The sequence below is a fragment of the Nocardioides sp. genome, from assembly GCF_030150155.1.
Lineage (GTDB): Bacteria > Actinomycetota > Actinomycetes > Propionibacteriales > Nocardioidaceae > Nocardioides.
In genome coordinates, this window is sequence record NZ_JASLGR010000027.1 from 39,121 (window position 1) to 64,704 (window position 25,584).

The 25,584-nt window shown below is 71.7% G+C and carries 22 protein-coding genes; 15 read left to right on the top strand and 7 right to left on the bottom strand.

Translation table 11 applies throughout. From position 1 onward, the window contains the following. Positions 1-12 precede the first annotated feature (12 nt). On the bottom strand, positions 13-249 hold the full coding sequence (locus Q1V88_RS07625; protein ID WP_300680072.1) for an Lrp/AsnC ligand binding domain-containing protein: 237 nt from the start codon (positions 247-249) through the stop codon (positions 13-15). Between the two features lie 68 nt (positions 250-317). Here Q1V88_RS07625 and Q1V88_RS07630 point away from each other — a divergent pair, with 68 nt between their 5' ends. Beyond that, positions 318-1,283 carry a thiamine-phosphate kinase gene (locus Q1V88_RS07630; protein ID WP_300680075.1) on the top strand — a complete coding sequence of 322 codons (966 nt, stop codon included), beginning with the start codon at positions 318-320 and terminating at the stop codon, positions 1,281-1,283. 172 nt (positions 1,284-1,455) lie between these two features. Here Q1V88_RS07630 and rpmB read toward each other — a convergent pair whose 3' ends face one another. After that, a complete protein-coding gene (gene rpmB / locus Q1V88_RS07635; RefSeq protein WP_165229619.1) occupies positions 1,456-1,641 on the bottom strand; it encodes a 50S ribosomal protein L28 in 186 nt (61 codons plus the stop codon). 166 nt (positions 1,642-1,807) lie between these two features. Between rpmB and Q1V88_RS07640 the strand changes: the two genes are divergently transcribed. Genes Q1V88_RS07640 through Q1V88_RS07660 form a run of 5 tightly spaced genes read left to right on the top strand, consistent with a single transcriptional unit; the run spans position 1,808 to position 7,530 of the window. Next, positions 1,808-3,505, top strand: a complete 1,698-nt coding sequence (locus Q1V88_RS07640; RefSeq protein ID WP_300680089.1) for a DAK2 domain-containing protein — start codon at positions 1,808-1,810, stop codon at positions 3,503-3,505. Then, complete coding sequence (locus Q1V88_RS07645) at positions 3,502-5,724, top strand: ATP-dependent DNA helicase RecG (RefSeq protein ID WP_300680091.1); 2,223 nt, start codon at positions 3,502-3,504, stop codon at positions 5,722-5,724. The genes Q1V88_RS07640 and Q1V88_RS07645 overlap by 4 nt, the downstream gene beginning before the upstream one ends. After that, on the top strand, positions 5,721-6,290 hold the full coding sequence (gene rsmD, locus Q1V88_RS07650) for a 16S rRNA (guanine(966)-N(2))-methyltransferase RsmD (protein WP_300680094.1): 570 nt from the start codon (positions 5,721-5,723) through the stop codon (positions 6,288-6,290). The genes Q1V88_RS07645 and rsmD overlap by 4 nt, the downstream gene beginning before the upstream one ends. 33 nt (positions 6,291-6,323) lie before the next feature. Next, entirely contained in the window at positions 6,324-6,803 is a 480-nt protein-coding gene (coaD, locus tag Q1V88_RS07655; RefSeq protein ID WP_300680097.1) for a pantetheine-phosphate adenylyltransferase, read from the top strand. Position 6,804: 1 nt separating this feature from the next. Continuing rightward, entirely contained in the window at positions 6,805-7,530 is a 726-nt protein-coding gene (locus Q1V88_RS07660) for a class I SAM-dependent methyltransferase (protein WP_300680100.1), read from the top strand. Here Q1V88_RS07660 and Q1V88_RS07665 read toward each other — a convergent pair. From Q1V88_RS07665 to gmd, 3 genes are read right to left on the bottom strand one after another with little or no spacing between them, the layout of a single operon-like run. Then, positions 7,503-8,417 (bottom strand): lysylphosphatidylglycerol synthase domain-containing protein, encoded by a 915-nt coding sequence (locus Q1V88_RS07665; RefSeq protein ID WP_300680103.1) that lies wholly within the window; start codon positions 8,415-8,417, stop codon positions 7,503-7,505. The genes Q1V88_RS07660 and Q1V88_RS07665 overlap by 28 nt on opposite strands. After that, the gene (locus tag Q1V88_RS07670; protein ID WP_300680105.1) at positions 8,414-9,415 is read right to left on the bottom strand and encodes a GDP-mannose 4,6-dehydratase; all 1,002 of its coding nucleotides are present in this window, start codon (positions 9,413-9,415) and stop codon (positions 8,414-8,416) included. Before Q1V88_RS07670 ends, Q1V88_RS07665 begins: the two co-directional genes overlap by 4 nt. Beyond that, on the bottom strand, positions 9,412-10,401 hold the full coding sequence (gene gmd, locus Q1V88_RS07675; protein ID WP_300680108.1) for a GDP-mannose 4,6-dehydratase: 990 nt from the start codon (positions 10,399-10,401) through the stop codon (positions 9,412-9,414). Before gmd ends, Q1V88_RS07670 begins: the two co-directional genes overlap by 4 nt. A gap of 52 nt (positions 10,402-10,453) precedes the next feature. Between gmd and Q1V88_RS07680 the strand changes: the two genes are divergently transcribed. From Q1V88_RS07680 to mutM, 4 genes are all read left to right on the top strand, one after another. Continuing rightward, the gene (locus tag Q1V88_RS07680) at positions 10,454-11,038 is read left to right on the top strand and encodes a YceD family protein (protein WP_300680110.1); all 585 of its coding nucleotides are present in this window, start codon (positions 10,454-10,456) and stop codon (positions 11,036-11,038) included. Positions 11,039-11,123: 85 nt separating this feature from the next. After that, a complete protein-coding gene (rpmF, locus tag Q1V88_RS07685; protein ID WP_300680113.1) occupies positions 11,124-11,309 on the top strand; it encodes a 50S ribosomal protein L32 in 186 nt (61 codons plus the stop codon). A gap of 59 nt (positions 11,310-11,368) precedes the next feature. Then, on the top strand, positions 11,369-12,058 hold the full coding sequence (gene rnc, locus Q1V88_RS07690; RefSeq protein ID WP_300680246.1) for a ribonuclease III: 690 nt from the start codon (positions 11,369-11,371) through the stop codon (positions 12,056-12,058). Then, positions 12,051-12,908, top strand: coding sequence for a bifunctional DNA-formamidopyrimidine glycosylase/DNA-(apurinic or apyrimidinic site) lyase (mutM, locus tag Q1V88_RS07695; protein WP_300680115.1), 858 nt, complete (start codon positions 12,051-12,053; stop codon positions 12,906-12,908). The genes rnc and mutM overlap by 8 nt, the downstream gene beginning before the upstream one ends. 64 nt (positions 12,909-12,972) lie before the next feature. On the opposite strand, the gene Q1V88_RS07700 is transcribed toward mutM, so the two are convergent. Next, positions 12,973-13,314, bottom strand: a complete 342-nt coding sequence (locus tag Q1V88_RS07700; RefSeq protein ID WP_300680118.1) for a hypothetical protein — start codon at positions 13,312-13,314, stop codon at positions 12,973-12,975. Positions 13,315-13,316: 2 nt separating this feature from the next. Continuing rightward, positions 13,317-13,787 (bottom strand): hypothetical protein, encoded by a 471-nt coding sequence (locus Q1V88_RS07705; RefSeq protein WP_300680121.1) that lies wholly within the window; start codon positions 13,785-13,787, stop codon positions 13,317-13,319. 134 nt (positions 13,788-13,921) lie between these two features. Here Q1V88_RS07705 and Q1V88_RS07710 point away from each other — a divergent pair, with 134 nt between their 5' ends. From Q1V88_RS07710 to Q1V88_RS07730, 5 genes are all read left to right on the top strand, one after another. Then, positions 13,922-15,799 (top strand): DUF707 domain-containing protein, encoded by a 1,878-nt coding sequence (locus Q1V88_RS07710; protein WP_300680123.1) that lies wholly within the window; start codon positions 13,922-13,924, stop codon positions 15,797-15,799. Further along, positions 15,796-20,811, top strand: coding sequence for a glycosyltransferase (locus tag Q1V88_RS07715; protein ID WP_300680126.1), 5,016 nt, complete (start codon positions 15,796-15,798; stop codon positions 20,809-20,811). Before Q1V88_RS07710 ends, Q1V88_RS07715 begins: the two co-directional genes overlap by 4 nt. An 11-nt stretch (positions 20,812-20,822) precedes the next feature. Beyond that, positions 20,823-23,993: a methyltransferase domain-containing protein gene (locus Q1V88_RS07720; protein WP_300680129.1), complete on the top strand. Its 3,171-nt coding sequence runs from the start codon at positions 20,823-20,825 to the stop codon at positions 23,991-23,993. Between the two features lie 86 nt (positions 23,994-24,079). Beyond that, positions 24,080-24,277, top strand: a complete 198-nt coding sequence (locus Q1V88_RS07725; RefSeq protein ID WP_300680131.1) for a hypothetical protein — start codon at positions 24,080-24,082, stop codon at positions 24,275-24,277. 35 nt (positions 24,278-24,312) lie between these two features. Continuing rightward, entirely contained in the window at positions 24,313-25,533 is a 1,221-nt protein-coding gene (locus Q1V88_RS07730; protein ID WP_300680134.1) for an MFS transporter, read from the top strand. Positions 25,534-25,584 lie beyond the last annotated feature (51 nt).

Sequence of the window (25,584 nt, forward strand, 5' to 3'; positions counted from 1 at the left end):
GCGTCAGAAGCGTCAGATGTGGATGACGGGGCACGTCAGCGTGCGGGTGATGCCGTCGATGGCCTGGACCTTCGAGACGACCGTCGCGCCCAGCTCGTCGATGTTGCGGGCCTCCGCACGGACGATCACGTCGTACGGGCCCGTCACGGCCTCGGCCAGGGTGACGCCGGACATGGCGGTAGCCGCCTTCGTCACGCTCTCCGACTTGCCGACGTCGGTCTGGATGAGGATGTAAGCCTGGACGGACATGGGTGAACTCCCGGTGAGGTCTGTGGCCATTGCCCCAGCAACCTATCGCACCATGATGAGATGGCCCTGTGGCAGATGGCATCGACGGCAAGACCCTGGGGGAGCTCGGGGAGTTCGGACTGATCCGGGAGATCGTGGCTCGATTCCCGCAGGGGGAGCAGGTTCTGGTCGGGCCCGGCGACGACGCCGCACTGCTGCGGATCCGCAACGGTCACGTGGTGGTCTCCACCGACCTGCTGGTCGAGGGACGCCACTTCCGCCAGGACTGGGCCAGCGCCCGCGACATCGGGCACCGCGCTGCCGCACAGAACCTCTCCGACCTCAATGCGATGGGCGGTACGGCGCACTCCCTCACGCTCGGCATCGCCGCCCCCGCTGAGCTCCCGGCCGCCTGGGTGCTCGACTTCGCCACCGGCTTCGCCGAGGAGGCGGCCCTGGTCGGTGCCAGTGTCGTGGGCGGCGACGTCACCCGGGCGGACTCGATCGTGATCGCTGTGACGGTGATGGGCTCGGTGCTGCAGGCACCTGTGCTGCGCTCGGGGGCGCAGCCCGGTGACGTGGTCGCGATGATCGGGCGGCAGGGCTGGGCCGCGGCCGGGCTGGCGGTGTTGGGGCGCGGGTTCCGCTCCCCGCGGGCCGTCGTGGCGGCCTATCAGCGCCCCGAGCCGCCGTACGCTGCGGGGCCCGCGGCTGCCGCGGCCGGAGCCACCTCGATGATCGACATCTCCGACGGACTGCTCTCCGAGGCCGAGCACCTGGCCCACGCCTCGGGGGTGCACCTCGACATCGACACTTCGGCGCTGGAGATCCCCGAGCCGTTCCAGGCGGTCGGGATGGCGCTCAACGTCGACCCGAGCACCTTCGTGCTCAGTGGGGGCGACGACCACGCGCTGCTCGCGACGTTCCCGACCTGGGTGCCGCTGCCCGAGGGCTGGATCCCGATCGGGACCGTGGCCGAGGCAGGGGAGCTCGGAGCGCGGGTGAGCGTCGACGGGACGGCGTACGACGGGCCGACGGGGTGGACGCACTTCTGAGCCCTGCGGGGGCGAACCCGGATCTGGGTGGTGGTGAACCCGGAAGTCGGCGGTGGTGAACCCGGAAGTCGGCGGTGGTGAACCCGGAAGTCGGCGGTGGTGAACCCGGAGGTCGGGAAATGGGAGAAGCCCCCGCCAGAAGGCGGGGGCTTCGTCGCACGAATGCGTCAGGTCAGCGCGAGACCTTGCCGGCCTTCAGGCAGCCGGTGCAGACGTTGAGGCGCTTCGGGGTACCGTTGATGGTAGCCCGGACACGCTGGATGTTCGGGTCGAAGCGGCGCTTCGTGATCTTACGGGACCACGGCCGGTTGTTGCCGAAGCCCGGCTTCTTGGCGCAGATATCGCAAACGGCAGCCACCGTGAACTCCTGGGGTTGATCTTCTAGGTCTGGTTGTGCTGTCCGACAGGATCAGGACCCGCCTGGGCCGAACAACCGAACGAGCGTATCCCAGCCGAACGGCTGGGCGGAAATCGTCGGACTGTTGACTATGGTTGGGCCGGTGCAGACCGTCAGCCTCGCGACCATGATTCGCTTCGCGGATCTTGCGACCGAAGGGCTCACCGGTGCGCGTGAGGAGATCGACACCCTCAACGTGTTCCCGGTCCCCGACGGCGATACCGGGACCAACATGCTTCTCACCATGTCCGCCGCGCGTGATGCGCTGCGCGAGGCGGCGGGGATGCTGGAGGCCGGTGTCAGCCACGGAGCGTCGCCCTTCGCCGCGTTCAGTAGGGGAGCGTTGCTCGGCGCCCGCGGCAACTCCGGGGTGATCCTCGCCGAGATGCTGGGCGCGATGATGAGCCGGCTCGGTGCCCGCTCCCCGGAGGAGTCGGTGCCGCACTGCGTTGCCGCCGCCCTGGGGGCAGCCTCCGACGCCGCCTACGCCGCCGTCGGTACGCCGGTCGAGGGCACGATCCTCACCGTGTGCCGTGCCGCCAGTGACGCCGCGGCCCAGGTTGCGGCCCGCACCGACGCCGCCGTCGGCGTGATCGAGGTGCTCGCCGCCGCCAGCGCCGCCGCCCGGGAGGCGCTCGCGCTCACCCCGACCCAGCTCCAGCGGCTGGCCGACGCCGGTGTCGTCGACGCCGGTGGCCGGGGGCTCACGATCCTGTTCGAAGCCGCCGAGGCGACCCTGACCGGCACCGTCAGGTTCGTGCCCGCACCCGCCCCGCGCACCCTGGCCGAGCGCGAGGGGGAGAAGGTCGAGAAGGAGAAGCGCAGCGAGCGACGCCGCCGCGAGCGCAAGCCCCGCGGCACGGTGGAGACACCGGGCGGCGACCTGACCGCCGAGGGGCCGGCGTACGAGGTGATGTTCCTGCTCGCCGCCGACGACGAGGCGATCTCGCCGCTGCGCGAGACGCTGGCGCCGCTGGGCGACTCCCTGGTCATCACCGGACGCGAGGGGCTGTGGCACGTCCACGTTCATGTCGACGACGTCGGCGCCGCGATCGAGGCCGGGATCGAGGCGGGCCGGCCGCACCGGATCCGGGTCACCCACTTCGCCCAGCAGGGTCGGATCGTCGCCGGCGAGCCGGTCGGCCGCAAGGTCCGCACCGGCCGCTCGGTGATCGCCGTGGCTGCCGGTCGTGGCCTGGACCGGCTCTTCTCCGAGGCCGGTGCGCAGGTGGTGCGCAGCGCCACCGCCAAGCGGCCCTCGGTCGGGCAGCTGCTCAAGGCGATCGAGCGCTGCGGCGCCGCCGAGGTGGTCATCCTGCCCAACGACCCCGACAGCCTGCGGGTCGCCCAGATCGCCGCCACCACGGCGTACCAGGACCACGGCATCCGGGTCGAGGTCGTGCCCAGCCAGGCCCAGGTCCAGGGGCTGGCCGCCCTCGCGGTGCACGAGCCGAACCGGCCCTTCGACCGTGACGTGCTGGAGATGACGGCAGCGGCCAGTCACACCCGGCACGGTGCCGTCACGATCGCCGCCAAGCGCGCGATCACCAGTGCCGGGACCTGCGAGGAGGGCGACGTGCTCGGTGCCGTGGACGGCGACTTCGTCGTGATCGGCTCCGAGCTGGCCCCGATCGCCAGCGACATCCTGGCCCGGCTGCTCGGTGCCGGTGGTGAGCTGGTCACCCTGGTGGCCGGCGCGGACAAGGGTGCCTCCGAGCTGGCCACGGCCACCGCGGCCTGGGTCGAGCAGACCTACCCGCGGATCGAGGTCGCCGTCTACGAGGGCGGGCAGAGCCGGTACCCGCTGCTGGTGGGCGTGGAGTGATCACCCTCGACTCGCCCCTGGCGACGGTGCTAGGCGCCAAGAACGCCAAGGGGGACAAGCTCACCAAGGCGTTCGGGATGCGCACCGTGGGGGACCTGCTGCACCACTTCCCGCGGCGCTACCTTCCGACCGGCTCGCTGACCAAGATCGACGAGCTGCGCGAGGGCGACCTGCTCACCGTGATCGGCGACATCGCCCGGGCCGACCTGCGCAGCTACACCGACCGGCGCACCGGGCGCCCGGCGTTCCGGGTCGAGGTGGTGCTGCGCACCGACGGGCCGGCACTGAAGATGACGTTCTTCGCCAAGTCCAAGCACGTCGCGGAGTGGCAGCAGCGGCGCCTCACCCCGGGGACCAAGGGGTTCTTCCAGGGCAAGGCCAGCGTCTTCAACAACCAGTGGCAGCTGACCAACCCGCAGATGGTGATCTTCGGTGACGCCGAGGAGGGCACCAGCGAGCTGGAGTTCATGTACGGCGAGATGCCGCCGCTCTTCCCGATCTACCCGCTCACCGCGGGAGTGATGACGTTCGACGTCCACCGGGCCGTCCGGTTCGCGCTCAGCGTGCTCGCCGAGCCCGAGGACCTCCTGCCCGAGCGGGTGCGCGAGGACTACGACCTGATCGGCAAGCGGACCGCGTACGAGTGGATCCACGAGCCGGAGTCGATGGAGCAGGTCGCGGCCGCCCAGCGTCGCTTCCGGTTCGAGGAGGCGCTCGGCCTCCAGCTGGTGCTGCTGCGCCGCCACGCGCGGCTGCGCGCCCAGGCCGCCCGGCCGCGCACCGGCGGCGGCGACCTGCTGGCCCGGTTCGACGCCCAGCTGCCCTTCACCCTGACCGAGGGCCAGGTCGCCAGCGGTGCCGAGATCGAGGCCGACCTGGCCCGCTCCTTCCCGATGAACCGGCTGCTCCAGGGCGACGTCGGCTCGGGCAAGACCCTGGTCGCACTGCGCGCGATGCTGCGGACCGTGGACTCCGGGGGCCAGGCGGCCCTGCTGGCCCCGACCGAGGTACTCGCCCAGCAGCACTACCGCTCGATCAGCGCGATGCTCGGCGAGCTCGGTGCCGGCGGTCTGCTCGGCAGCGGCACCGACGTCGAGCTGCTCACCGGCTCCATGACGAAGACGCAGCGCACCCCGGTGCTCAGCCGGATGGCGACCGGGGAGGCCGGCATCGTGATCGGCACCCACGCGCTGCTCTCGGAGGGCGTCCAGTTCTACGACCTCGGCCTCGTCGTCGTCGACGAGCAGCACCGCTTCGGCGTCGAGCAGCGCTCGGCGCTGCGCGACCAGGCCGGCAACATGCCGCACACCCTGGTGATGACCGCGACCCCGATCCCGCGCACCGTCGCGATGACGGTCTTCGGCGACCTGGAGATCTCCACCCTGGCCGGGCTGCCCGCCGGACGGGCCGAGATCCAGACCACCGTGGTCCCGCTGGCCCAGCACCCGGGCTGGGCGACCCGGATCTGGGAACGCGTCCGCGAGGAGGTCGGCAAGGGCCATCAGGTGTACGTCGTCACCCCGCGGATCACCGGCGACGACCCCGAGCAGATGTGGACCGAGGCGGTCGACGTCGACGAGGACGGCAACCCGGTGCTGGTCAACCGGGCGTTGACGGCCGTCACCGACCTGACCGACCAGCTCCGCCGCGGTCCGCTCGCCGGACTGCAGGTGCAGATGCTGCACGGTCAGATGGCCGCCGAGGAGAAGGACCGCGTGATGCGCGCCTTCGCCTCCGGGGAGATCGACGTGCTGGTGGCCACCACGGTGATCGAGGTCGGTGTCGACGTACCCAACGCGACGGCGATGGTGGTGATGGATGCCGACCGGTTCGGCATCTCCCAGCTGCACCAGCTCCGCGGCCGGGTCGGACGTGGCTCGCTGCCGGGCCTGTGCCTGCTGGTCACCCCGGCCGAGTTCGGTGCTCCGGGGCACGAACGGCTGGCCGCCGTGGCCTCGACCACCGACGGCTTCGAGCTCAGTCGGATCGACCTGGAGCTGCGTCGTGAGGGCGACGTCCTGGGGGCCGATCAGTCGGGCGGCAGGAGCAGCCTGCACAATCTTCGTGTCCTTCGCGACGAGGAGACCATCGGCCAGGCCCGTGCCGCCGCGGCGACGCTGCTGGCCGATGATCCCGAGCTGCGGGGGGCTCCGCTGCTGGCTCGGGCGGTGGGGGAGATCGAGCGATCCGCGGAAGCGGACTATCTGGAGCGTTCATGACGCGCATCATCGGAGGATCGGCCGGCGGCCGACGCCTCGCGACCCCACGGGGGTCACAGACCAGGCCGACCAGCGACAGGGTCCGCGAGGCGTTGTTCTCCGCGGTCGAGTCCTGGTGCGGCTCGTTGCAGGGACTGCGCTTCCTCGACCTGTACGCCGGCTCCGGCGCGGTCGGCCTGGAGGCCTGGTCCCGCGGTGCCGGGGTGGTCACCCTGGTGGAGTCCGACCGCAAGACCGCGGCCCTGATCGCCGGCAACGCCCGCGACCTGGGCTTCGCCAAGGCCAACGTAGTCGGTGCTGCGGTGGCCTCGACGCTGCTGGCGCCGCCCGCGGCGCCGTACGACGTCGTCTTCTCCGACCCGCCCTATCCGCTCACCGAGGACGAGCTCGCCACCGACCTGGGGTTGCTGGTCGAGCACGGCTGGCTGGTGCCCGGCGCCCTGGTGGTCGTGGAGCGCTCGGCGCGCAGCCCCGAGCCGACCTGGCCCGAGGGGTTCTCCGAGCAGCGCTCGAAGAAGTACGGCGAGACCACGCTGTGGTACGCCACCGCCCCCGAGGCCGAGTGAGCCGGCGCGGGCCGATCGCCTAGGGTGTGGCCCATGACACGGCGCGCCGTCTGCCCAGGATCCTTCGACCCGGTCACCCACGGACACCTCGACATCATCGGTCGGGCCGCGGGGCTCTTCGACGAGGTCGTGGTCGCGACCGGCACCAACGTCTCGAAGTCGAAGCTGTTCAGCCCCGACGAGCGGCTGGCGATGCTGCGTGAGGCGGTGGAGCCGTGGCCCAACGTCTTCGTCGCCGGGTTCGAGGGCCTGATCGTCGACTTCTGTCGCGAGATCGACGCCGTCGCGATCGTGAAGGGGCTGCGCGGTGCCACCGACTACGAGTACGAGCTGCCGATGGCGCAGATGAACTCCCACCTCACCGGGGTGGAGACGATCTTCCTGCCCGGCGCCGTCAGCAACGCCTTCGTGTCGTCCTCCCTGATCAAGGAGGTCGCCGCGTTCGGTGGCGACATCTCCGCGTTCGTGCCCGACTTCGTCGCGGCCCGGATCACCGAGAAGATGGCGGGCTGAGATGGTCTCGGCTGCCACCCGCCTCAAGCGGGCCTACGTCGCCTCCGCCCGGGTCGCGGGCCAGGGCCTGATCAAGGCCGGCATCGCCTCGGCCGACGTGCCGCCGGTGGAGGACCGCTGGGCGCACTGGCGTCACAGCCTGACCAAGATCTACGACTCGGTCGCGATGATGGAGCTCGACGTGCCGTGGTGGACGTACGACGCGATCGCCGAGGTGGATGCCTGGCTGGCCGCCCGACGTCGCGGCGGTCGTCCGCTGCGGGTGTTCGAGTACGGCTCGGGCGCCTCCACGCTGTGGCTCTCCTCGCGGGTGGACGAGGTCTTCACGGTGGAGAACGACCGGTCCTTCGGTGAGCTGATGGCACAGCGGTTCGCCGACATCGAGAACATCTCGCTGCGCGTCGTCGAGCCGGTGGCGAGCCCGGCACCCCTGATCACCTCGGCGAAGGACGGCTACGCGGGCCAGGACTTCAGCGACTACGTGCACGCCATCGACGACGTCGTGGGCGAGTTCGACCTGGTCGTCGTGGACGGTCGGGCCCGGGAGGCCTGCCTGGCCTATGCCGCCCCGCGGGTGGCACCGGGCGGCATCATCCTGGTCGACAACTCCCGGCGCCGGCGCTACCGGGACGCGATCGCCGCCTCGGGTCTGGTCGAGCGACGGCTGCCGGGGCTGACCCCGACGCTGCCGTACCCGGATCAGACCTCGCTGCTGACCGCCCGCTGACGCAGCGCTGCGACGATCGCCAACGCCACGTCGGCGATCAGCAGCAGCACCCGGGAGGCCAGCGCCACGGTCACGGCCGGGGTGGTGCCGATGAACGGGGTCAGGCCGACGGCGATCAGGGTGTCGCGCACCCCGGCACCGGCCGGTGCCGGGATGAACGCGATCCCGGCGGCCCAGCCGAGCGCGATCGCCCCGATCGAGGCGGCCACCTCGCCGACGCCGGGTGAGTCGAACGCGCTGGCCAGGATCGCCACGTGGGCGCCCATCACCAGCCAGGCGATCGCGGCCCAGCCCAGGGCCCGGCGCAGGCCGGCACCGCGCAGCGTGATGCCGAGCGGCTCACGGCCCAGCCGACGCATCAGCCAGTCCAGCATCGCAGGCAGGGTGCGGGGGTGCAGGCCGATCGCCAGCGGGATCAGTGCCAGCAGCAGCCACCAGTAGCGGGTCAGCCCCTCGCTGCTGCTCCACGGCAGCAGCAGTGCCCCGGTGGCGATCCCGGTCGCGGTGATCGTCGCCATGAAGAGCATGTTGGCGGCGAACATCACGGTCCGGCCGATGCCCCAGCGCTTGCCGAACTCCATCTGAGCCAGCACCGGCCACACCGAGCCGGGCAGGTACTTGCCCAGCTGGGAGACGTAGAAGACCCGCGAGGCGGCACCGGGATCGGGTGCGTCGGCCGGGTCCAGCAGGCCGTCGAGCAGGGCCAGCCAGGAGCGCTGCATCGCGATCGTGCCGCCCACGGCTGCGACTCCGGCCACGATCACGGCCGGGGCGTTGAGCCGGCGTACGGCGGCGCCGAGGTCGTCGGTGGAGTGCCACACCAGCCAGATCCCGAAGCCGACCACGAGGGCGGCCAGCAGCCAGCGCAGTCCTCGGCGCCACGTCATCGGGTGGGCGCCCCGTCCAGGTCGGCCGCGACCATCGCGGCGACCACGTCGGGGAAGGAGACGGTGGGGGACCAGCCCAGCGCGGTCCGGGCGTGGGTGGCGTCGCCGACCTGGGTGGCGGGGTCGACCGGGCGGACGAACGCCGGGTCGGTGCGCACCAGGTGCTGCCACTCGACGATGTCGGCGGCAGCGAAGGCGGCCTCGACGAAGTCGGCGACGGTGTGCGCGACCCCGGTCGCGATCACGTAGTCGTCGGCATCGGCGGCGCGGTTGGCCCGCACCATCGCGTCGACGTAGTCGGGTGCCCAGCCCCAGTCGCGGCGGGCGTCGAGGTTGCCCAGCACGAGCTCGGAGGCCTCCCCACGCGCGATCGCGGCGACCGTGGAGGTGATCTTGCGGGTGACGAACGAGGTCGGCCGTCGCGGCGACTCGTGGTTGTAGAGGATCGTCGCGGCCACCGCGAGCCCCCGGCCCCGGTAGACGGCGGCGAGATGGTGGGCGAACGCCTTCGCCGCACCGTACGGCGACACCGGACGGATCAGCGTGGTCTCGGTCTGCGGGGACTGGGCCGGGGTCCCGAAGATCTCGGCACTGGAGGCCTGCACCACCCGCACCGGGGCGCCCGTGCGCTCCTGGACCCACCAGGCGGCCTCGAAGACGGTCAGGGCGCCCTGGCCGGTCAGCGCGCTGGTGCCGACCGGGTCGGCCCACGAGGCGGCCACCGAGCTGGCCCCGGCGAGGTGATAGATCTCGCCCGCCTCGACCTCGCCGATCAGGGCGGTCACCGCGGCGGCGTCGAGCAGGTCGCCGTCGTGCCAGATCACCTGGTCGGCCCAGTCCTGACCTGCCAGCGACGGGCTGGAGGGGGCGTGGTGCAGGGCGTGCACCTCGACGCCCTCGGCCAGCAGCCGCTCGCACAGGTAGGAGCCGTCCTGGCCGGTGGCTCCGGTGACGAACGCCCGGGTCGGTGGGCCGGCGGGGGAGACGGGCAGGCTCATCGGCCCGAGAGGCGCTCGGTGGCGTGCCCGAGGTCGGCGTCGACCATCATCTCGACCAGCTCGACGAACGTCGTGGTCGGCTTCCAGTCCAGGCGCTCGCGGGCCTTGGAGGCGTCCCCGATCAGCAGGTCGACCTCGGCGGGGCGGAAGAACGCCGGGTCCTGGCGGACGTAGCGCTCCCAGTCCTCGATCCCGACGTGTCGGAAGGCGATCTCGAGGAAGTCGCGGATCGAGTGGGTCTCCCCGGTGGCGACCACGTAGTCGTCGGCCTCCTCGGCCTGGAGCATCCGCCACATCGCCTCGACGTAGTCCCCGGCGAAGCCCCAGTCGCGGCGGGCGTCGAGGTTGCCCAGCACGATCTCGTCCTGAAGGCCGAGCTTGATCCGGGCCACCGCACGGGAGATCTTGCGGGTGACGAACTCGGGTCCGCGCCGCGGGGACTCGTGGTTGAACAGGATCCCCGAGGAGGCGTGCATGCCGTAGGACTCGCGGTAGTTGATCGTCATGTAGTGGCCGTAGACCTTGGAGACGCCGTACGGCGAGCGCGGCCACAGCAGGGTGCGCTCGGACTGCGGCACCTCCTGGACCTTGCCGAACATCTCCGAGCTCGACGCCTGGTAGAAGCGGGTCCGGGTGGGGTCGTCCCCGGCGAAGAGCCGGACCGCCTCCAAGATGTTGAGCACACCCATCCCGGTCACGTCGCTGGTGACCTTGGCGTTCTCCCAGGAGTAGGCGACGAACGAGATCGCTCCGAGGTTGTAGACCTCGTCGGGCTCGGAGGCCGCCAGCGCCCGCATCAGGCTCGACTGGTCGGTGAGGTCGCCGTTGTGCAGCGTGATCCCTGGCAGCAGACGCTCGACATGGCCGCGCTTGGGGTTGTTCTGCCCGCGGATCAGTCCGTGGACGTCGTACCCCTTGGACAGCAGGAGCTCGGCGAGGTAGAGGCCGTCCTGGCCGGTGATGCCGGTGATCAACGCGCTGGGCATGGAGTCGCTTTCGAGTCGGCTATCAGGGTTGCGCAAGGCTACCGTGTTCCTCGTGAGTGCAACCCCCCACCGCCTGGACCCGCGCGCCCCGTTCGTGATCGACACCCACGAGCTCGGTCGGCGCCCCGGTTCGCAGCGCGAGCTGACCGTCACCGTGCCGGCTCCGGCCGAGCTCGGCATCGAGATGCTGGCCGTTCCCGAGGGCGTTCCGGTCGACCTCGACCTGCGACTGGAGGCCGTGATGGAGGGCGTGCTGGTCACCGCCGACGGTGTCGCCCCGTTGAAGGGGGAGTGCGTGCGCTGCCTGGAGCCGATCGTCGACGAGATCGACATCCACTTCCAGGAGCTCTACATGTACGACGACACGCGTGACGCCGCCACGGTGGACGAGAACGACGACATCAGCCTCACCGACGGCGAGCTGGTCGACCTCGAGCCCGCGCTGCGCGACGCCGTCGTGCTCGACCTGCCGCTCCAGCCGCTGTGCTCGGAGGACTGCCTCGGGCTGTGCACCGAGTGCGGCTTCCGTCTGGTCGAGGACCCCGAGCACACCCACGACGCCCCGATCGACCCGCGCTGGGCCGGGCTGGTCGGCCTGGAGACCGGCGACGAGGCCTCGACGGAGACCGCCGAATAACACTTGGGGGCGTTTCCCCCCTAGGATCATCAAGTTGTCTTTTGCGGACAACCCCGACGCATTGTGCAAGTTAGAGGAGAAGATCGTGGCTGTTCCGAAGCGGAAGATGTCGCGCAGCAACACGCGCCACCGTCGTTCGGCATGGAAGGCCGTTGCGCCGACCCTGGCGACCTGCGCCAACCCGGCCTGCGGTGCCAAGCACCTGCCCCACCGCGCCTGCGGTGAGTGCGGCCAGTACGGCGCCAAGGCTGACCGTCGCCAGGTTCTCTGACCACTCGGTCAGGACGAACGGCGATAGCCACGTCTAGCAAGAACGCGTCGATCAACTACATCGACCTTCGCTCGCAGCTCGGGGATCCAGTTCTGGACCCCGAGCTGCTTGAGCTTGCGCTCACGCACCGGTCCTATGCCTACGAGAACGGCGGGATCCCGACCAACGAGCGCCTGGAGTTCCTGGGTGACTCGGTGCTCGGTGTGGTCGTGACCGAGACGCTCTACAAGCGCCACCCCGACCTGCCCGAGGGTCGGCTCGCCAAGCTGCGTGCCGCCGTGGTCAACGCCCGTGCGCTGGCCGGTGTCGGCCGCAGCATCGGTCTGGGCCAGCACCTCAAGCTGGGCCGTGGCGAGGACGCCACCGGTGGACGCGACAAGGACTCGATCGTCTCCGACACCGTCGAGGCGGTGATCGGCGCGGTCCACCTGTCGGGCGGCATCGAGGTCTCCTCGGTGCTGGTGCACCGGTTCTTCGACCCGCTGATCGAGGAGGCCTCCCACCTCGGTGCGGGCCTGGACTGGAAGACCTCGCTCCAGGAGCTGACCGCCGAGCTCGGCCTCGGTGTCCCGGAGTACGTCATCACCGACGAGGGCCCCGACCACATGAAGACCTTCCACGCGAAGGTCAAGGTCAAGGGCGAGCTGTACGGCAACGGCGTCGGTGGCTCGAAGAAGGTCGCCGAGGCGCAGGCCGCCGAGACGGCGTACCGGGAGATCCGCGCCGCCCACCAGTCGGCGGATGCCTGAGCTTCCTGAGGTCGAGGTCGTCCGGGCGGGGCTCGAACGCCACGCCGTCGGACGCATCACGACCTCGGTCGAGGTGCTGCACGCCCGTCCGGTGCGCAGCATCGTCGGCGGCCCCGCCGCCTTCGTCGCCGAGCTGACCGGCCGCACCCTGGTCGCGGCCCGACGCCGCGGCAAGTACCTCTGGGTCGCCCTCGACGACCCCGACACCGGCGACGCCCTGATGGTCCACCTCGGGATGAGCGGGCAGATGCTGATCCAGCAGCCCGACGCCGCCGCGGAACGACACCTGCGGGTCCGCTTCGGCCTCGATCAGGGCTCCGAGCTGCGCTTCGTCGACCAGCGGATGTTCGGCGGCCTGGGGATCAGCCCCGGCGGTGCCGTGATCCCACCCGAGATCGCCCACATCGCCCCCGACCCGCTGGAGGAGGCGTTCGACCCCGACCGGGTCGTGGCCCGGATGAAGCGCTCGGCCAGCGGGATCAAGCGCCTGCTGCTCACCCAGACCGTGGTCAGCGGGGTCGGCAACATCTACGCCGACGAGGCACTGTGGCGTGCCGGCGTCCACGGCGAGCGTCAGGGTCAGAAGCTGACCAAGCCGGTGCTGCACCGCGTCCTGGAGTCGGCCGCCGACGTGATGCGCGAGGCGCTCGCCCAGGGCGGCACCTCCTTCGACGCGCTCTACGTCAACGTCAACGGTGAGTCGGGCTACTTCGACAGGTCCCTGCATGCCTACGGCCAGGAGGGCCGGGCGTGCGACCGCTGCGGTACGCCGATCACGCGGGTCTCCTTCATGAACCGGTCGTCCTACTTCTGTCCGGCCTGCCAGCCGGCACCGCGCTCGGCCCGCTGAAGGCCGACTGCTCGTAGCCGTAACAGACGGGCGACATCGCCCGGGCCGCAGCTCCGATCCGGCGTCATGTGGTCTCGTGGGGGTGCGCGGTGTGGACCTGTTCCAGATAGACGGTGGTGTCGTCGACGTAGAACCACACCCGCGCGGAGCCCTTGAGGGTCGGCTTGTGCTGCCAGCGCTGGTAGGTCCGGCTGCCCCGAGTGACCACGCCCAAGGATCCCTTGAGTGGGTAGTTGGTAGGAGTCGTCGCCAGGGGCGTGCGGGTCAGGAAGTCCCAGGTGTCGCTCATCGGGTTCCGGATCGTGGCGACGAGGTCGCGCCAGCCCTTCTCCGACTGCGTCGTCGCGAACCTCAAGACGTACTCCGACCTCTTGGCCGGTCGCGGGACGGCAGTCTCCTTGGCCATGCTCAGGGGCGCTCGACGACCGTGTCGGCGGAGTCGCCGTCCACATCGAGCCAGTCGACCGGCTGCGAGCCGAGGCCCGCGGCGATCGCCGTGGCGGTCTCGCGCCAGCTGGTGAGTTGGGTGATCGCGAGGTGGGGCTGCTGGGTCGAGAACGAGGCTCGGGCGGCGTCGACGACGTCGCGAGCGCACTGCTCCCGGTCCTCGATGCTGAGGGCGAACATCCACGGATACCGGCTGGCCAAGCGCTCGGACAGGGGGCCGTCCTCGAGCGACATGGAGACGAGCGTCGCGGCGATGTCCAGGAGCTTGGCTCGGGCGTCGGCCTCGCGCTGAGACATCAGCACGAGCGACTCCCCGTCGCGGCGGGTCACCGTGACGGGGTGGTCCTCAGCCTCGGCGAAGACCTCGGCTGAGTGTTTGCTCAGGTCCGAGGAGCGCCGGGTGTGCAGGGGGAGGGCGGCTCCGAGCGTCATGCATTCCAGGGTATTCGGAACGTGTTCGGAACTCTAGGGCGGTGCCGCGGTTCCGCGCCGCGCGGCTCCATCGCGAGGCGCTGGGGGTTCAGGTTCGGCCGGAGCGTGCCGACTGGGCTGAGGTGAGACTCAGCGTGATCGTCCCGTCCCATCGTGGTCGACGGTGGGTGATCGAGTGCCTAGACTCACTCGAGGCCGCGGCGCTGGTCGCCCAGCACGCCCCGGAGCCGGTGCAGGTCGAGGTCGTGCTGGTGATCAACGGGGAGCGCGACGACAGTCCGGCGCTGGTCCGGGCCTGGGCCGAGACGCCGCGCAGCGTCGACCTGATCGTGCTCGAGAGCGACCGCGGCAGCGTCACCCATGCCCGCACCCTCGGGTTGGAGGCGGCCACGGGGGAGTGGGTCACGTTCGTCGACGACGACGACCGGGTCGGCCCCGGGTTCGTCGCGGCGCTGGCCTCGGTCGCCGGACCGGGGTGGATCGGGGTCGTACCCGGAGCCCGGATCCACCACGAGCGCTGGGACGAGCCGGACTGGAGCGGCGACATGGCCGCCGGTCCGTTGCGCATGGCGGGGCGCACCGGCGGGCTCGACGAGATCGGCGACCTCCTGCGACCGGTGTGGGGCAAGGTCGTGTCCTTGGCGCAGGCCCGCGAGATCGGCTTCGACGACACGCTGGCACGGTACGGCGACGACACGATCTTCTGGCTCCGGCTGGCCGAACGCTTCGCACCCACCCTGAGCGTCGCCGACGCGGGGCCGGAGGCGGCGTACCTCTATCGCGTTCGTGCCGACGGCATCACCGGCTTCGGTGCCGCGACCACCTGGGAGAGTCACGTCGGGCCGGTGCTCACGATGCTCACCGCCCTGGGCCGGATCGGTGCTCCCGGGACGCCGCTGCGGGCCCTGGCCGACCGGCTCGCCGCCGCCCCGATGACACGGGTGCTCGACCACGCCCGCGAGCATCCCGAGGATGCCGGCCGGGTGCGTGAGGCACTGGTCACGCACGGGCTGCTGGATCAGGACTCAGGTCCTGGGCCGTCGCGCCGATGGAGTGGCGTGACCTCGACCTCGTCGCGCCGTTTCCTCGCCCTCTTCCGGGCCGGCAAGAACTCCCTGCACCCCAAGCTCGTGGCCCGGTTGGAGGAGCAGAACTTCGACTACGGCCTGTCCTGGTATGCCGACGAGGACCCGGTCGCGCTGGGGATGGCCGACGGCGCCGCCTTCGTGCACCACGTCGCGGGACAGAAGTGGCCCGGCCTGGTCGCCACCTTCGACGCGATGGCCGACGTGATCGCCCGCTACGACTACGTCTGGATGCCCGACGACGACCTGCTGTGCGAGCCCGAGACGGTGAGCGAGTTCTTCAACATCGTCGCCGACCTCGGCCTGGACCTGGCCCAGCCGGCGCTCGCACCGGGCTCCTCCTTCGTCCACCAGATCGTCGGCCAGCACCCCGCCTTCCAGGTCCGGTTCACCAACTTCGTCGAGCTGATGTGCCCGCTGATGTCGCGCGACATGCTCGCCCGGGCGCTGCCCACGATGCGCGACACCCTCAGCGGCTGGGGCGTTGACGCGGTCTGGCCACGCATGACCCGGACCGGCCGGATCGCGATCATCGACGCCACCCCGATCCTGCACACCCGCCCGATCCTCGGCGGCGACGGCTACCAGACCAACCAGGCCGCCGCGATCCCGATGCGCCTGGAGGAGACGATGGCGTTCGAGCGCTACGACGTGCGCGGCTACGACCGCCCGCACCTCAACTTCGGCGGCCTGCTCACCGACGGCAGCACCGTGTGCCTGGGCGGGCCGAGCACCGCCGCCACCGAGGCGCTGCTGTCCCACCTGGCCGCCTCGGCCGCGGCGATGCCGGTCAGCTGGCTCTCCTTCTCCCGCTACCTCGGCGACCACGCCGACGCGGTCCGGCACGGCTCCCACCCTTACCTCCCGGTCGCCCTGAACGAGGCCCTCGGCAGCACCGGACTGCACTTCGCCGAGGAGGCCCGGTGAGCCGGTCGCGCCGTCCCGCCCGGCCCACCGACAGCAAGCGCGATGCCGCCTCGCCGGTGGTGAGCGTGCTGGTGCCGACGTACCAGGGACACGACCGGATCACCGGCTGCCTGGACTCACTCGCCTTCCAGACCCTGGCCCTGGACCAGTTCGAGGTGGTGGTGGTCAGCAACGGTCCGCGGACCGGGACCGCCGAGGTGGTCGAGCGCTGGTGCGAGGCCCACCCCGGCTTCCGGCTCCGCTTCGAGGAGCGGGAGGGGGCCGGCGAGGCCTACGCCCGCAACGAGGCCCTGGCCGCCGCCCGCGGCCGCTTCGTCACCTTCGTCGACGACGACGACCGGGTGGCTCCGCGCTACCTGGAGGCCCTGCTCGCCAGCGGTGGCCCCGACGTCGTCTCCGGCGTCCTGATCGCGCACGCCTTCGACGGCGACTTCGACAACGGCACCTTCGACACCGACTTCACCCGCGTCATGCGCGCCCACGAGGGCGGCACCGGCGAGGACCTGGCGATCATGGCCGGCTCGGCCTGGGCGAAGCTCCTGGACCGACGCAAGGCCGCCGCGCTGCGCTTCGACGAGGAGCTGCGACTGGGCTGCGACACCGACTACCTGGTCCGCTACCTCAACGCGTACGACGTCCGGCTGGCCGTCGCACAGGACCCGGCAGCCGCCTACTTCGTCGACATCCGGCGCGGCTCGATGATGAAGCACGGCGAGGAGCTGCCCTGGGCCGACGTCGAGGCCCGGATCCGCACCACCCGCGCCCTGGAGTCGATCGAGGCCGGGAGCCCGCTGGGCGCCGCGGCCCGCGAGTTCCACGTCTGGGGGTCGTGGAACTCCTTCCTCGGCCCGTACGCCCGGCAGAGCCCCGAGGCGCTGGCCCGCCTCCAGGCCGAGGTCGAGCGCGTCGGTCTGCGTGAGTTCCACTGGCGCACCACGCGTGGCCCTGTCACCCCGCAGCCGACCCCGGCCGACGTACGGCGCGTCCTGGACCAAGCCCGTGCCGCCGGTGCCGACGGTGCCGACTCTGCCGCACACCCCGGCTGGGAGCAGGTCGTCAGGCCGTACCTGATCGCCCACCCCGACCAGTTCCGCGCCCTGAGCGCCGAGGCCGCCGCGCACGGCGTGCTGGCACCCTGGGACGCCGCCCCCGACCTCGACGGCCTCGACCTGTCCACCCCGCGCCTGGCCGTGGTGGTGCCCTGCCACCGCTCGGCCGCGACCATCGTCGAGTGCCTGGACTCACTCGGTGACCAGACGGTTCCGGCCGGTGCCGTCGAGATCGTGGTCGTGCCCAACGGCCCCGAGGACGGCGCCCGCGCGCTGATCGAGGCGTGGGCCGCCGCCCACCCCGAGATCCCGCTGAGCGTCGTCGACGCCCCGCACGCCCGCACCGCCGCTGCGGCCCGCAACGCCGGCCTGGCAGCCGTCAGCGCCGACTACGTCACCTTCGTCGACAGCGACGACGTGGTCCGGCCCCGATTCGCTGCCGCCCTGCTGTCGCAGTGCGCACCGCTGGTGATCGCCTGCACGGTGTGGGAGGAGATGGGCGCCGACGCCCCCGAGACGCTCTCCTTCCACCACCCCGTCGGACTCCAGGGCCTCAACGCGATGGCCCGCCGCGCCGACATCGAGGAGCTCGACTGGTACCTGCGTCCCACCCACGGCAAGGCGGTCGCCACCGACGTCGCCCGCGCCGTCGGGTTCGACGAGGCCCTCGCCACCGGTGAGGACACCCTGTTCTGGCTCTCCGTCTACGCCCGCGGCAGCTTCGACCTGCGGGTCGCCTCGGGCGGCGTGGAGTCGGCGTACGTCTATGTGAAGCGCGCCGACGGCCTGAGCGCCCACGGCGGCACCCGCACCTGGGAGGCCTCCGGCGAGGCCTGCGTCGCCACCCTCACCCGGATCTGTGCGCTGCCGTTCTCCCGCCGGGTGCAGCGCGTCGTGGATGCCCAGCTCGGCTTCGTCGCGCGCTGGTACGTCGAGTCCTCGCTGTGCGAGCGCCCCGCCGAGGCGGCCCGGCTGCACGCCGCCCTGGTCGAGGCCGGGATCGCCGACCGCGTGCCGTGGACCGAGCTGATGCGGGTCGTCCTGGGCGAGCTCGTGATCGGCTCGGGCCGCGAGGCCGCTGCCACCCTGGCCACCGCCGGGATCGACAGGGCGATCGCGCTGGCCACGATCAGCGCCGCCGGCGTCACGGTGCCCGCGTCCGTGGAGCCGTTCGTCGGCGACCGGATCGAGGTCTCCGGAGCGAGCCTGGCCTGGGGCGAGCTCGGCGATGTGCTCACACCCCTGCTCGAGTACGTCGTCTCCCGCTCGACCGGCCAGGCGCCGGTGACCCGCCTGACCAGCCTCGGCTCCGACCCGTTCGCGCACGTGCTGGCCGCGCTGATCAAGGTCGGCCGGCCCGAGCTGACCTGGCAGGCCCGGATCGACACCGCGGGCGCGGCCGTCGAGCCCCGCCCGGTCGCCGACGACGGCCTGGTCGCGATCCTCGCCGGAGCCCTGGTCGAGGCGGGCTATGCGGGGCAGACGGTCCCGGAGGAGATGGGGGCGCTGGCGGCGTTGGTCGCCGCGCACCTCGCCGATACCGGTGTCGCTGCGGCGGATGCTGATCTTGTCAGTGACAGTGGCGCGGGCACCGGCCCCCAGATCAGCGTGATCGTGCCGACGTACCGTGGGCAGGACCGGATCGCCACCTGCCTGGACGATCTGGCAGCCCAGAGCCTCGACCCGGCGCTGTTCGAGGTCGTGGTGGTGCAGAACGGTCCGGCGTGCGACACACCGCGGATCGTGCGGGAGTGGGCCGCCGCCCATCGGGCGATGACGGTGCGGCTGATCGAGACCGAGGTCGCCAGCGCCCAGAGCGCCCGCAACCTCGCCCTCGACGGTCCGACAGCGCCGTGGATCGCCTTCGTCGACGACGACGACCGGCTGGAGCCGGGCTACCTGGAGGCACTCTGGGACGCCGCCAGGCCCGGCACGATCCCGTTCGGCAGGGTCGCCCTGGTCGCCGATGGACGTCTGGACGAGCGCCACGAGGAGGTCTGGCTCAACGCCGTCCCGCGTCGGTTCCTCCGCCGCCCGGCCGACAACGCCGACCTGTGGCCCGCGATCAACCCGGCCTGGGGCAAGCTCGCCGAGCGTGCGGCGATCGGTGAGGTCCGGTTCGACCCGGAGCTGCGCTACGCCGACGACACCGTCTTCTGGATGGAGGTGCTCGCGACCTCGGGGGCACGGCTGGGCCTGACCGATTTCCGGGACGGCTCGACCTATCTGTGGGTCCAGCGCGAGGGCACCATCACGCGCTCGGGACTCGACGACTGGACCGTCCACGTCGAGCGCAAGGTCGCCGCGATCGCGGCGATGCAGCGCGTCGCCGGAGACCGCCCCGGTCTGATCGCCGCCTGCGACGCGGTCTGCGACGTCTTCTGGCCCGGGGTGGTGGCCTACGCCGAGCACTACCCGGCCGAGCACGACCGGGTCACTGCCGCGGTGGCCGACTCCGGGGTGCGCCGGGTGCCCGCCGCCGTGGTGACGGCGCTGGGGGAGGCCTGCGTCCCTGCTGTTGAGGTGACCCCGGTGGTCACCTGCCTCGTGGTCGCCCACGACTACGCCGAGTTCGTCGGTGCCGCGATCGACTCCGTGCTCGCCCAGACCGGCTTCGCCGCGGGGGAGGTCGAGGTGATCGTCGTCGACGACGGCTCCACCGACGCCACTCCGGAGGTGCTGGCCGGCTACGGCGACGCGATCACTGTGCTGCGCCAGGCCAACGCCGGACCGACGGTGGCGATGTACGCCGGCCTGGACGCCGCCCGGGGCGAGTACGTCGCCTTCCTCGACGCCGACGACGCGTGGCTGCCCGGCCGGCTCGCCGCCACCGTCGAGCACCTGCGCCGCCACCCCGAGGTCGGGCTGGTGCACAGCGACATGACCATCGTCGACGCCGCCGGATCGGTGCTGCGCCCCTCGCTGTTCGGGGGTGCCCCGCTCTTCCGCGGCCGGGTGCTGGGCGACTACCTGGTCAGCAACCAGGCCACCACCTCCTCGATCACGATGCGGACCGAGATCGCCCGCACCGCCCCGCGAGCACCGGGCTGGGCCTGGTGCCGGGACTGGTGGCTGGCCGTGCACACCGCCCAGGACTGGGAGATCGCCGTGCTCGCCGAGCCGTTGGTGCTCTACCGGCGCCACGAGCGCAACGTCAACGGCCTGATCGGGCACAGCGACGAGCAACGGCTGCGGCTGCTGCGCCGTGACCTGCGGGTGCGACGGCTGCTGCTCACCGGGGTCGACCTCTCCTCGGCCCCGACCGAGCGTCTGGTCGAGGCCGTGGGCACCCAGCTCACCGGCATGGTGACGCTGCTCGGCCTGGGGATCGGCCCCGACGAGCTCTTCGAGGTCACCGACGCCGACCGGCTCCGTGCCGCCGACCACCGCCGCCAGGCCCTGGCCCAGGAGCACGCCGACCGGGCCGCGGCCCTGAGCGAGGCGGTCCGCGCGGTCGCGCTCGACCCGGCCTCGCAGGAGAACCGCGACCTGTTCTCCCGGCTTGCCTCAGATCCGGCGCCGCAGGACCGAAGGGCAGACGTGCCAGTCGCCGCCGTCGTGCCCTCACCCCGCACCGCCGACCCGAGCAGCAGGGGGATCGAGCCGTTCGTCGCGTCCGTGTACGTCGACGAGCTCGCCGTCGCCCCCGCACTGCTCACCTGCTGGTGTGAGGCGCTGGACCGCGAGCAGGTCTCGCTGCGCTTGCTCGCTGTCGGCATGGAGGCCGAGCAGGCCGAGCAGGTGGTGCTCGCGGCGATGGCCGAGACCGGCATCGACCCCCACGGCCACCGCGACTTCGAGCTGGTGCTGTGCCACTCGACCGAGCATGCCGAGGCCGAGGTGCGGGAGGGCTCCCAGATGCTCCTCACCGCCAACCGGGTGAGCCCGGCCCTGGCCGGTGTCCGTGCCACGCACGACGCCGCCGTGATCAAGAGTTGTGCCGTGAGGTGGTGGAGCAAGTGAGTGCTCAGACGATGGTTCCCGCAGGTGCCCTGACGCGGCACTGCAGCGCGTGCGGCTCCGACCTTCCGGGGTTCGCCCCCGGTCCGGGCGGCCGCCCCGACGCTGCCTGCCCGCGGTGCGGCAGCCTGGAGCGGCACCGCTTCCTCGGCCTGGTGCTGGAGATCTCGGTGCCGATGCTCGACCCGATCGACGTCCTGCTCGACATCGCGCCCTCGCCCCAGACGACGGCGATCTTCGAGCGGGTCGCGCCCGGCCTGCACTGCCGCCTCGACCTCGGCGCCGACAACCGCCTCGTCGACGTCCTGGGCAGCGTCACCGCGCTGCCCCACCGTGACGACTCCGTCGACCTGCTGGTCTGCTCCCACGTCCTGGAGCACGTCCCCGACGACCGCGCCGCGATGCGGGAGATCGCCCGAGTGCTGCGTCCCGGTGGGCTCGGCATCATCGCGGTGCCGTTCCGTGCCGGTGTCCCCACCGACGAGGACCCGAGTGCCTCGGATGCCGAGCGGATCCGTCGCTTCGGCCAGGCCGACCACGTCCGCTACTACGGCGACGACTTCGAGGATCGGCTCACCGAGGCCGGCCTGAACTGGCAGCGCGAGACCCCGCTGGACCTGCTCGGTGAGGACGGCGTACGCCGACACGGGCTCAACCCCGACGAGCCGGTGTGGCTGGTCGGTGCGCCCAGTGGTGTCGTCGAGCTGAACGAGACCCTCGACGTGCTCTCCGACCCCGAGTTCCACCGTGCCTTCGACGACTCCTTCGCTCCGGCCACGACCCGGGTCGTGGTGCGGACGCCGGCCCAGTCGCCGCTGCCGCTGCGCGCGGCGGACTGGGTGGAGCTCTACGCCGCCGACTTCGCCCTGGACGACCACGTCGTCGAGGCCGACGCGGACGTGCGCACCTACGTCCGGCTCCCGCAGCGCCCGCACACTCTGCCGGGGCGCCTGGTGGTCAGTCTGACCTCCTACCCGGCCCGGTTCGGCACCCTCGAGCTGACCCTGCGCCGGCTGCTGCACCAGAGCGTGACCGCCGACGAGGTGGTGCTCTGGGTCGCACCCGAGGACGAGCCGCGTCTGCCCGGCGGCGTGCGGCGTCTCACTCAGCGCGGCCTCACCATCAGGACCACGCCCGACACCCGGTCCTACAAGAAGATCATCCCGGCGCTGGAGGCCTACCCGGACGCGTTCGTGCTGGTCGTGGACGACGACCAGGTGTACCCGCTCGACACGGTGGGCCCGCTGGTGGCGGCGTACCGCTCGAACGAGGAGGTGCTGTGCCGGCGCGCCCACGCCGTGAGCCTGGACGACGCCGGCCGGATCCGGCCCTACGCGCAGTGGCACCACGAGCTCGGCGCCGGCCACAGCGGGGTCGAGGTCTTCCCGACCGGCTGCGGCGGCACGCTGTACCCGCCCCACTCCTTCGCCGCCGAGGTCTCCGACGAGGCCACCTTCACCGCGCTGGCGCCCGAGGCCGACGACGTCTGGCTCTACTGGATGATGCGTCGCGCCGGCCGGGTGGCCCGCGTGGTCGGTCCGACCTGGCTGAACGAGACCTGGCCGGGCTCGCAGACCTCCTCGCTGATGGAGTCGAACTGGTCGGGCGGCAACGACCGGCAGATCGCGGCGATGCTCGACCGCTTCGGCTCGCCGCTGGACGAGGTCGCACCCGTGCCGGCTCCGGCCGCAGCGGCCGCAGCGGTCGCCCCGGCGCAGACTCCGGCCCGGACCCCGGCTCGCTCCGCTGCCGCGATGCCCAAGCCGGTCGCCCCGGTCCGGCTGGCGGGGGAGACCTTCGACAGCGCGGCGTACTGGAGCGAGCGCTACCGCGATGGGGGCCACTCCGGTGCCGGTTCCTACGGCCGCCTCGCCGAGTTCAAGGCCGAGGTGCTCAACGCCTTCGTCGCCCGGCACGGGCTGACCACCGTGATCGAGTTCGGCTCCGGTGACGGCGCCCAGCTCGAGCTGGCCGCCTACCCGCGCTACGTCGGCTACGACGTCGCCGAGCGCAGCCTGCAGCTGTGCCGCGAGCGGTTCGCCGGCGACCCGACCAAGGCGTTCGTCCACACCGACGCCTACGCCGGGGAGCGGGCCGACCTATCGCTCTCCCTGGACGTGATCTACCACCTGGTCGAGGACCCGGTCTTCGAGCTCTACATGACCCGGCTCTTCGACGCCGGTGAGCGGTTCGTGATCGTCTACGCCTCCAACGTCGACGAGGCCACCACCGCCTCCCACGTCCGGCACCGTCGCTTCACCGACTGGGTCGCGGCGCACCGCCCGGAGTTCACCCTCGTCGAGCACATCCCGAACCGCTACCCGCTGGTCTCCGACCCGGCCGAGGAGTCCTTCGCCGACTTCTTCGTCTTCGCCCGTACGACGGCCGACGTCACGTCGACGGCCACGGTTCCGGCGTCTGCTCCCGCAGCCTCGGCTCCTGCTCCCGGGGCGTCCGCCGCGGCCCGAGCCTGGCAACCGACGAAGTACGCCCTGGTCGACGGCCTGCTCCAGGCCACCACCGACCCCGCGGAGCTCTCCCCGACGTCGCGCCTGGTGGCCTCGCTGACGGCGAAGTTCTACAACCGGGTGATCCCCGACTTCGCCCACGGCCGGCTGCTCGACCTGGGGTGTGGCAAGGTGCCGATGCGGGGACTGTACGAGCGCTACGTCGACGAGGTCGTGACCGCCGACTGGCCGTCCTCGCTGCACGCCAACGACCACCTCGACGTGACCTGCGACCTGACCGCGCCGCTGCCGTTCGGCGACGCCGAGTTCGACACCGTGCTCTTCTCCGACGTGCTCGAGCACCTGCCCGACCCCGAGCTCGCGATGGCCGAGATCAGCCGGATCCTGCGGCCCGGGGGAGTGCTGCTGCTCAACACCCCGTTCCTGTACTGGATCCACGAGGCTCCGCACGACTACTACCGGCACACCCGCTTCTCCCTGGAGCGGCTGGTCGCCGGGGCCGGGCTGTCGCTGCCGGTGATGGTCCAGCTCGGCGGGGCGATGGAGTCGCTGGCCGACATGATCGGCAAGGTGCTGCCGCGGCTGCACCCCGAGGGTGCGGTCTGGGGTCGGGCGCTCCAGGACCTGGCCTGGCAGCGCCACGCCGCCGAGCCGACCCTCGGCGTCGAGGAGGACGGCTTCCCCCTCGCGCACGGACTGGTCGCTGTCAAACCCTGAGCGTTTGACCAGGTCAGACCTGGGTGAGAGATTTGGAGACGGTCCCTGTTGCGGGACCGTCTCCGAAGATCACCGAAGGAATCGTCATGGCGAAGGCGTTGTGGGGCCACCTGCCCACCGACCCGCGGGCTCAGCATCTCCTGGTGAGCGACAACGCGAAGCTGCGCAACCGCGTGGCCGAGCTGAGCGCCCTGGTGGAGAAGCTCTCCGCAGAGAACGACCTGCTGGTCGCCCGTGTCGCCGAGCTGGTCGACGCGTCGCTGACCGAGATGCAGCCTGCTTGAAGCGTCCTCGACCGCGCTGAGAGCGTGGTCGGACGATGAGCCGACTCGGCGAGCTGGTCGCACCGCGACGGCTCGGGGTCGGCTTCCGGCTGTGGCTGGCCCAGAACTGGCTGACCGCGCTCGGCGGGGGTCTCGCCACCGCCGCCGGCCCGCTGCTGGTGGCCAGTCGGACTGACGACCCGCGGCTGATCTCCCTCGCCGCCCTGCTGAACTGGCTTCCCGGCTTCGCCTTCGGCCTGTACGTCGGCGTGCTCGCCGACCGGCACGACCGCCGCCGTCTGATGCTGTGCGGCACCGCGCTCCGGATCGCGCTGCTCGGCGTCCTGGTGCTCGGGTACGCCCCGATCGCGCTGGTCCTGGTGGTGATGGTGGCGCTGGGCACCGCCGACACGATCGCCCAGACGGCGGGCCGCACGGTGCTGCCGATGCTGGTCGCCAAGCGCGACCTGGGCATCGCCAACGCCCGGTTCCAGTTCGGCTGGATGGGGATCAACCGGCTGATCGCCCCGCCCCTGGGCGCGGTGCTCTTCGTGGTGGGACAGGCGGTCCCGTTCGCGGTGCAGCTGATCTGCGGGCTGCTGGCGCTGACCCAGCTGGCCCGGCTGAGGCTGCCGCCCCACGGCGTACCGGTGGAGGATCGCGCCCGGGTGCGCGACGAGCTCCGGGCCGGGTGGCGGTGGGCCTGGCACAACCCCTCGATGCGGACCTTCAACCTGCAGATCGTGGCGTTCAACCTGGCCTACGGGGCGGCCTGGGCGACGATGGTGCTCTACGCCCACCAGCGGCTGGGGCTGGGCACCATCGGCTACGGGCTGCTGCTGGCCTCGGTCGCGGTCGGTGGGGTGATCGGGTCGTTCACCTACGGCTGGGTGGAGCGGCGCGTCTCGTTGGGCGACATCATGCGCTACGGCCTGGTCTGGGAGACGGCCAGCTGGGCCCTGCTGGGCTGGACCGACCATGCCGCGGTGGCGTTCGTGGTGCTGGGCCTGTTCGGCATCCACGAGGGATACTGGGGTGCGACGTACGGTGCCGTCACGCAGCGGATCATCCCGACCCAGCTCCAGGGCCGGGTGGGTGCGGTCTACGTGATGCTGATGACGGGCAGCCTGGTGGTCGGAGCCGCGATCGCCGGCCCGGTCTCCCACGCGGGTGGGCTGACGGCGCCCTACTGGCTCGGCTTCGTCCTGGCCGGGCTGGCCCTGGTCGTGCTGTGGCGCCCGATCGGCACCCTGGCGCACGAGGGCAGCGCGGTGTGAGTCCTGCGGTGAGCGTGGCCGGGATAGTAGGGTCCGGTAGCGGTAGGTGAA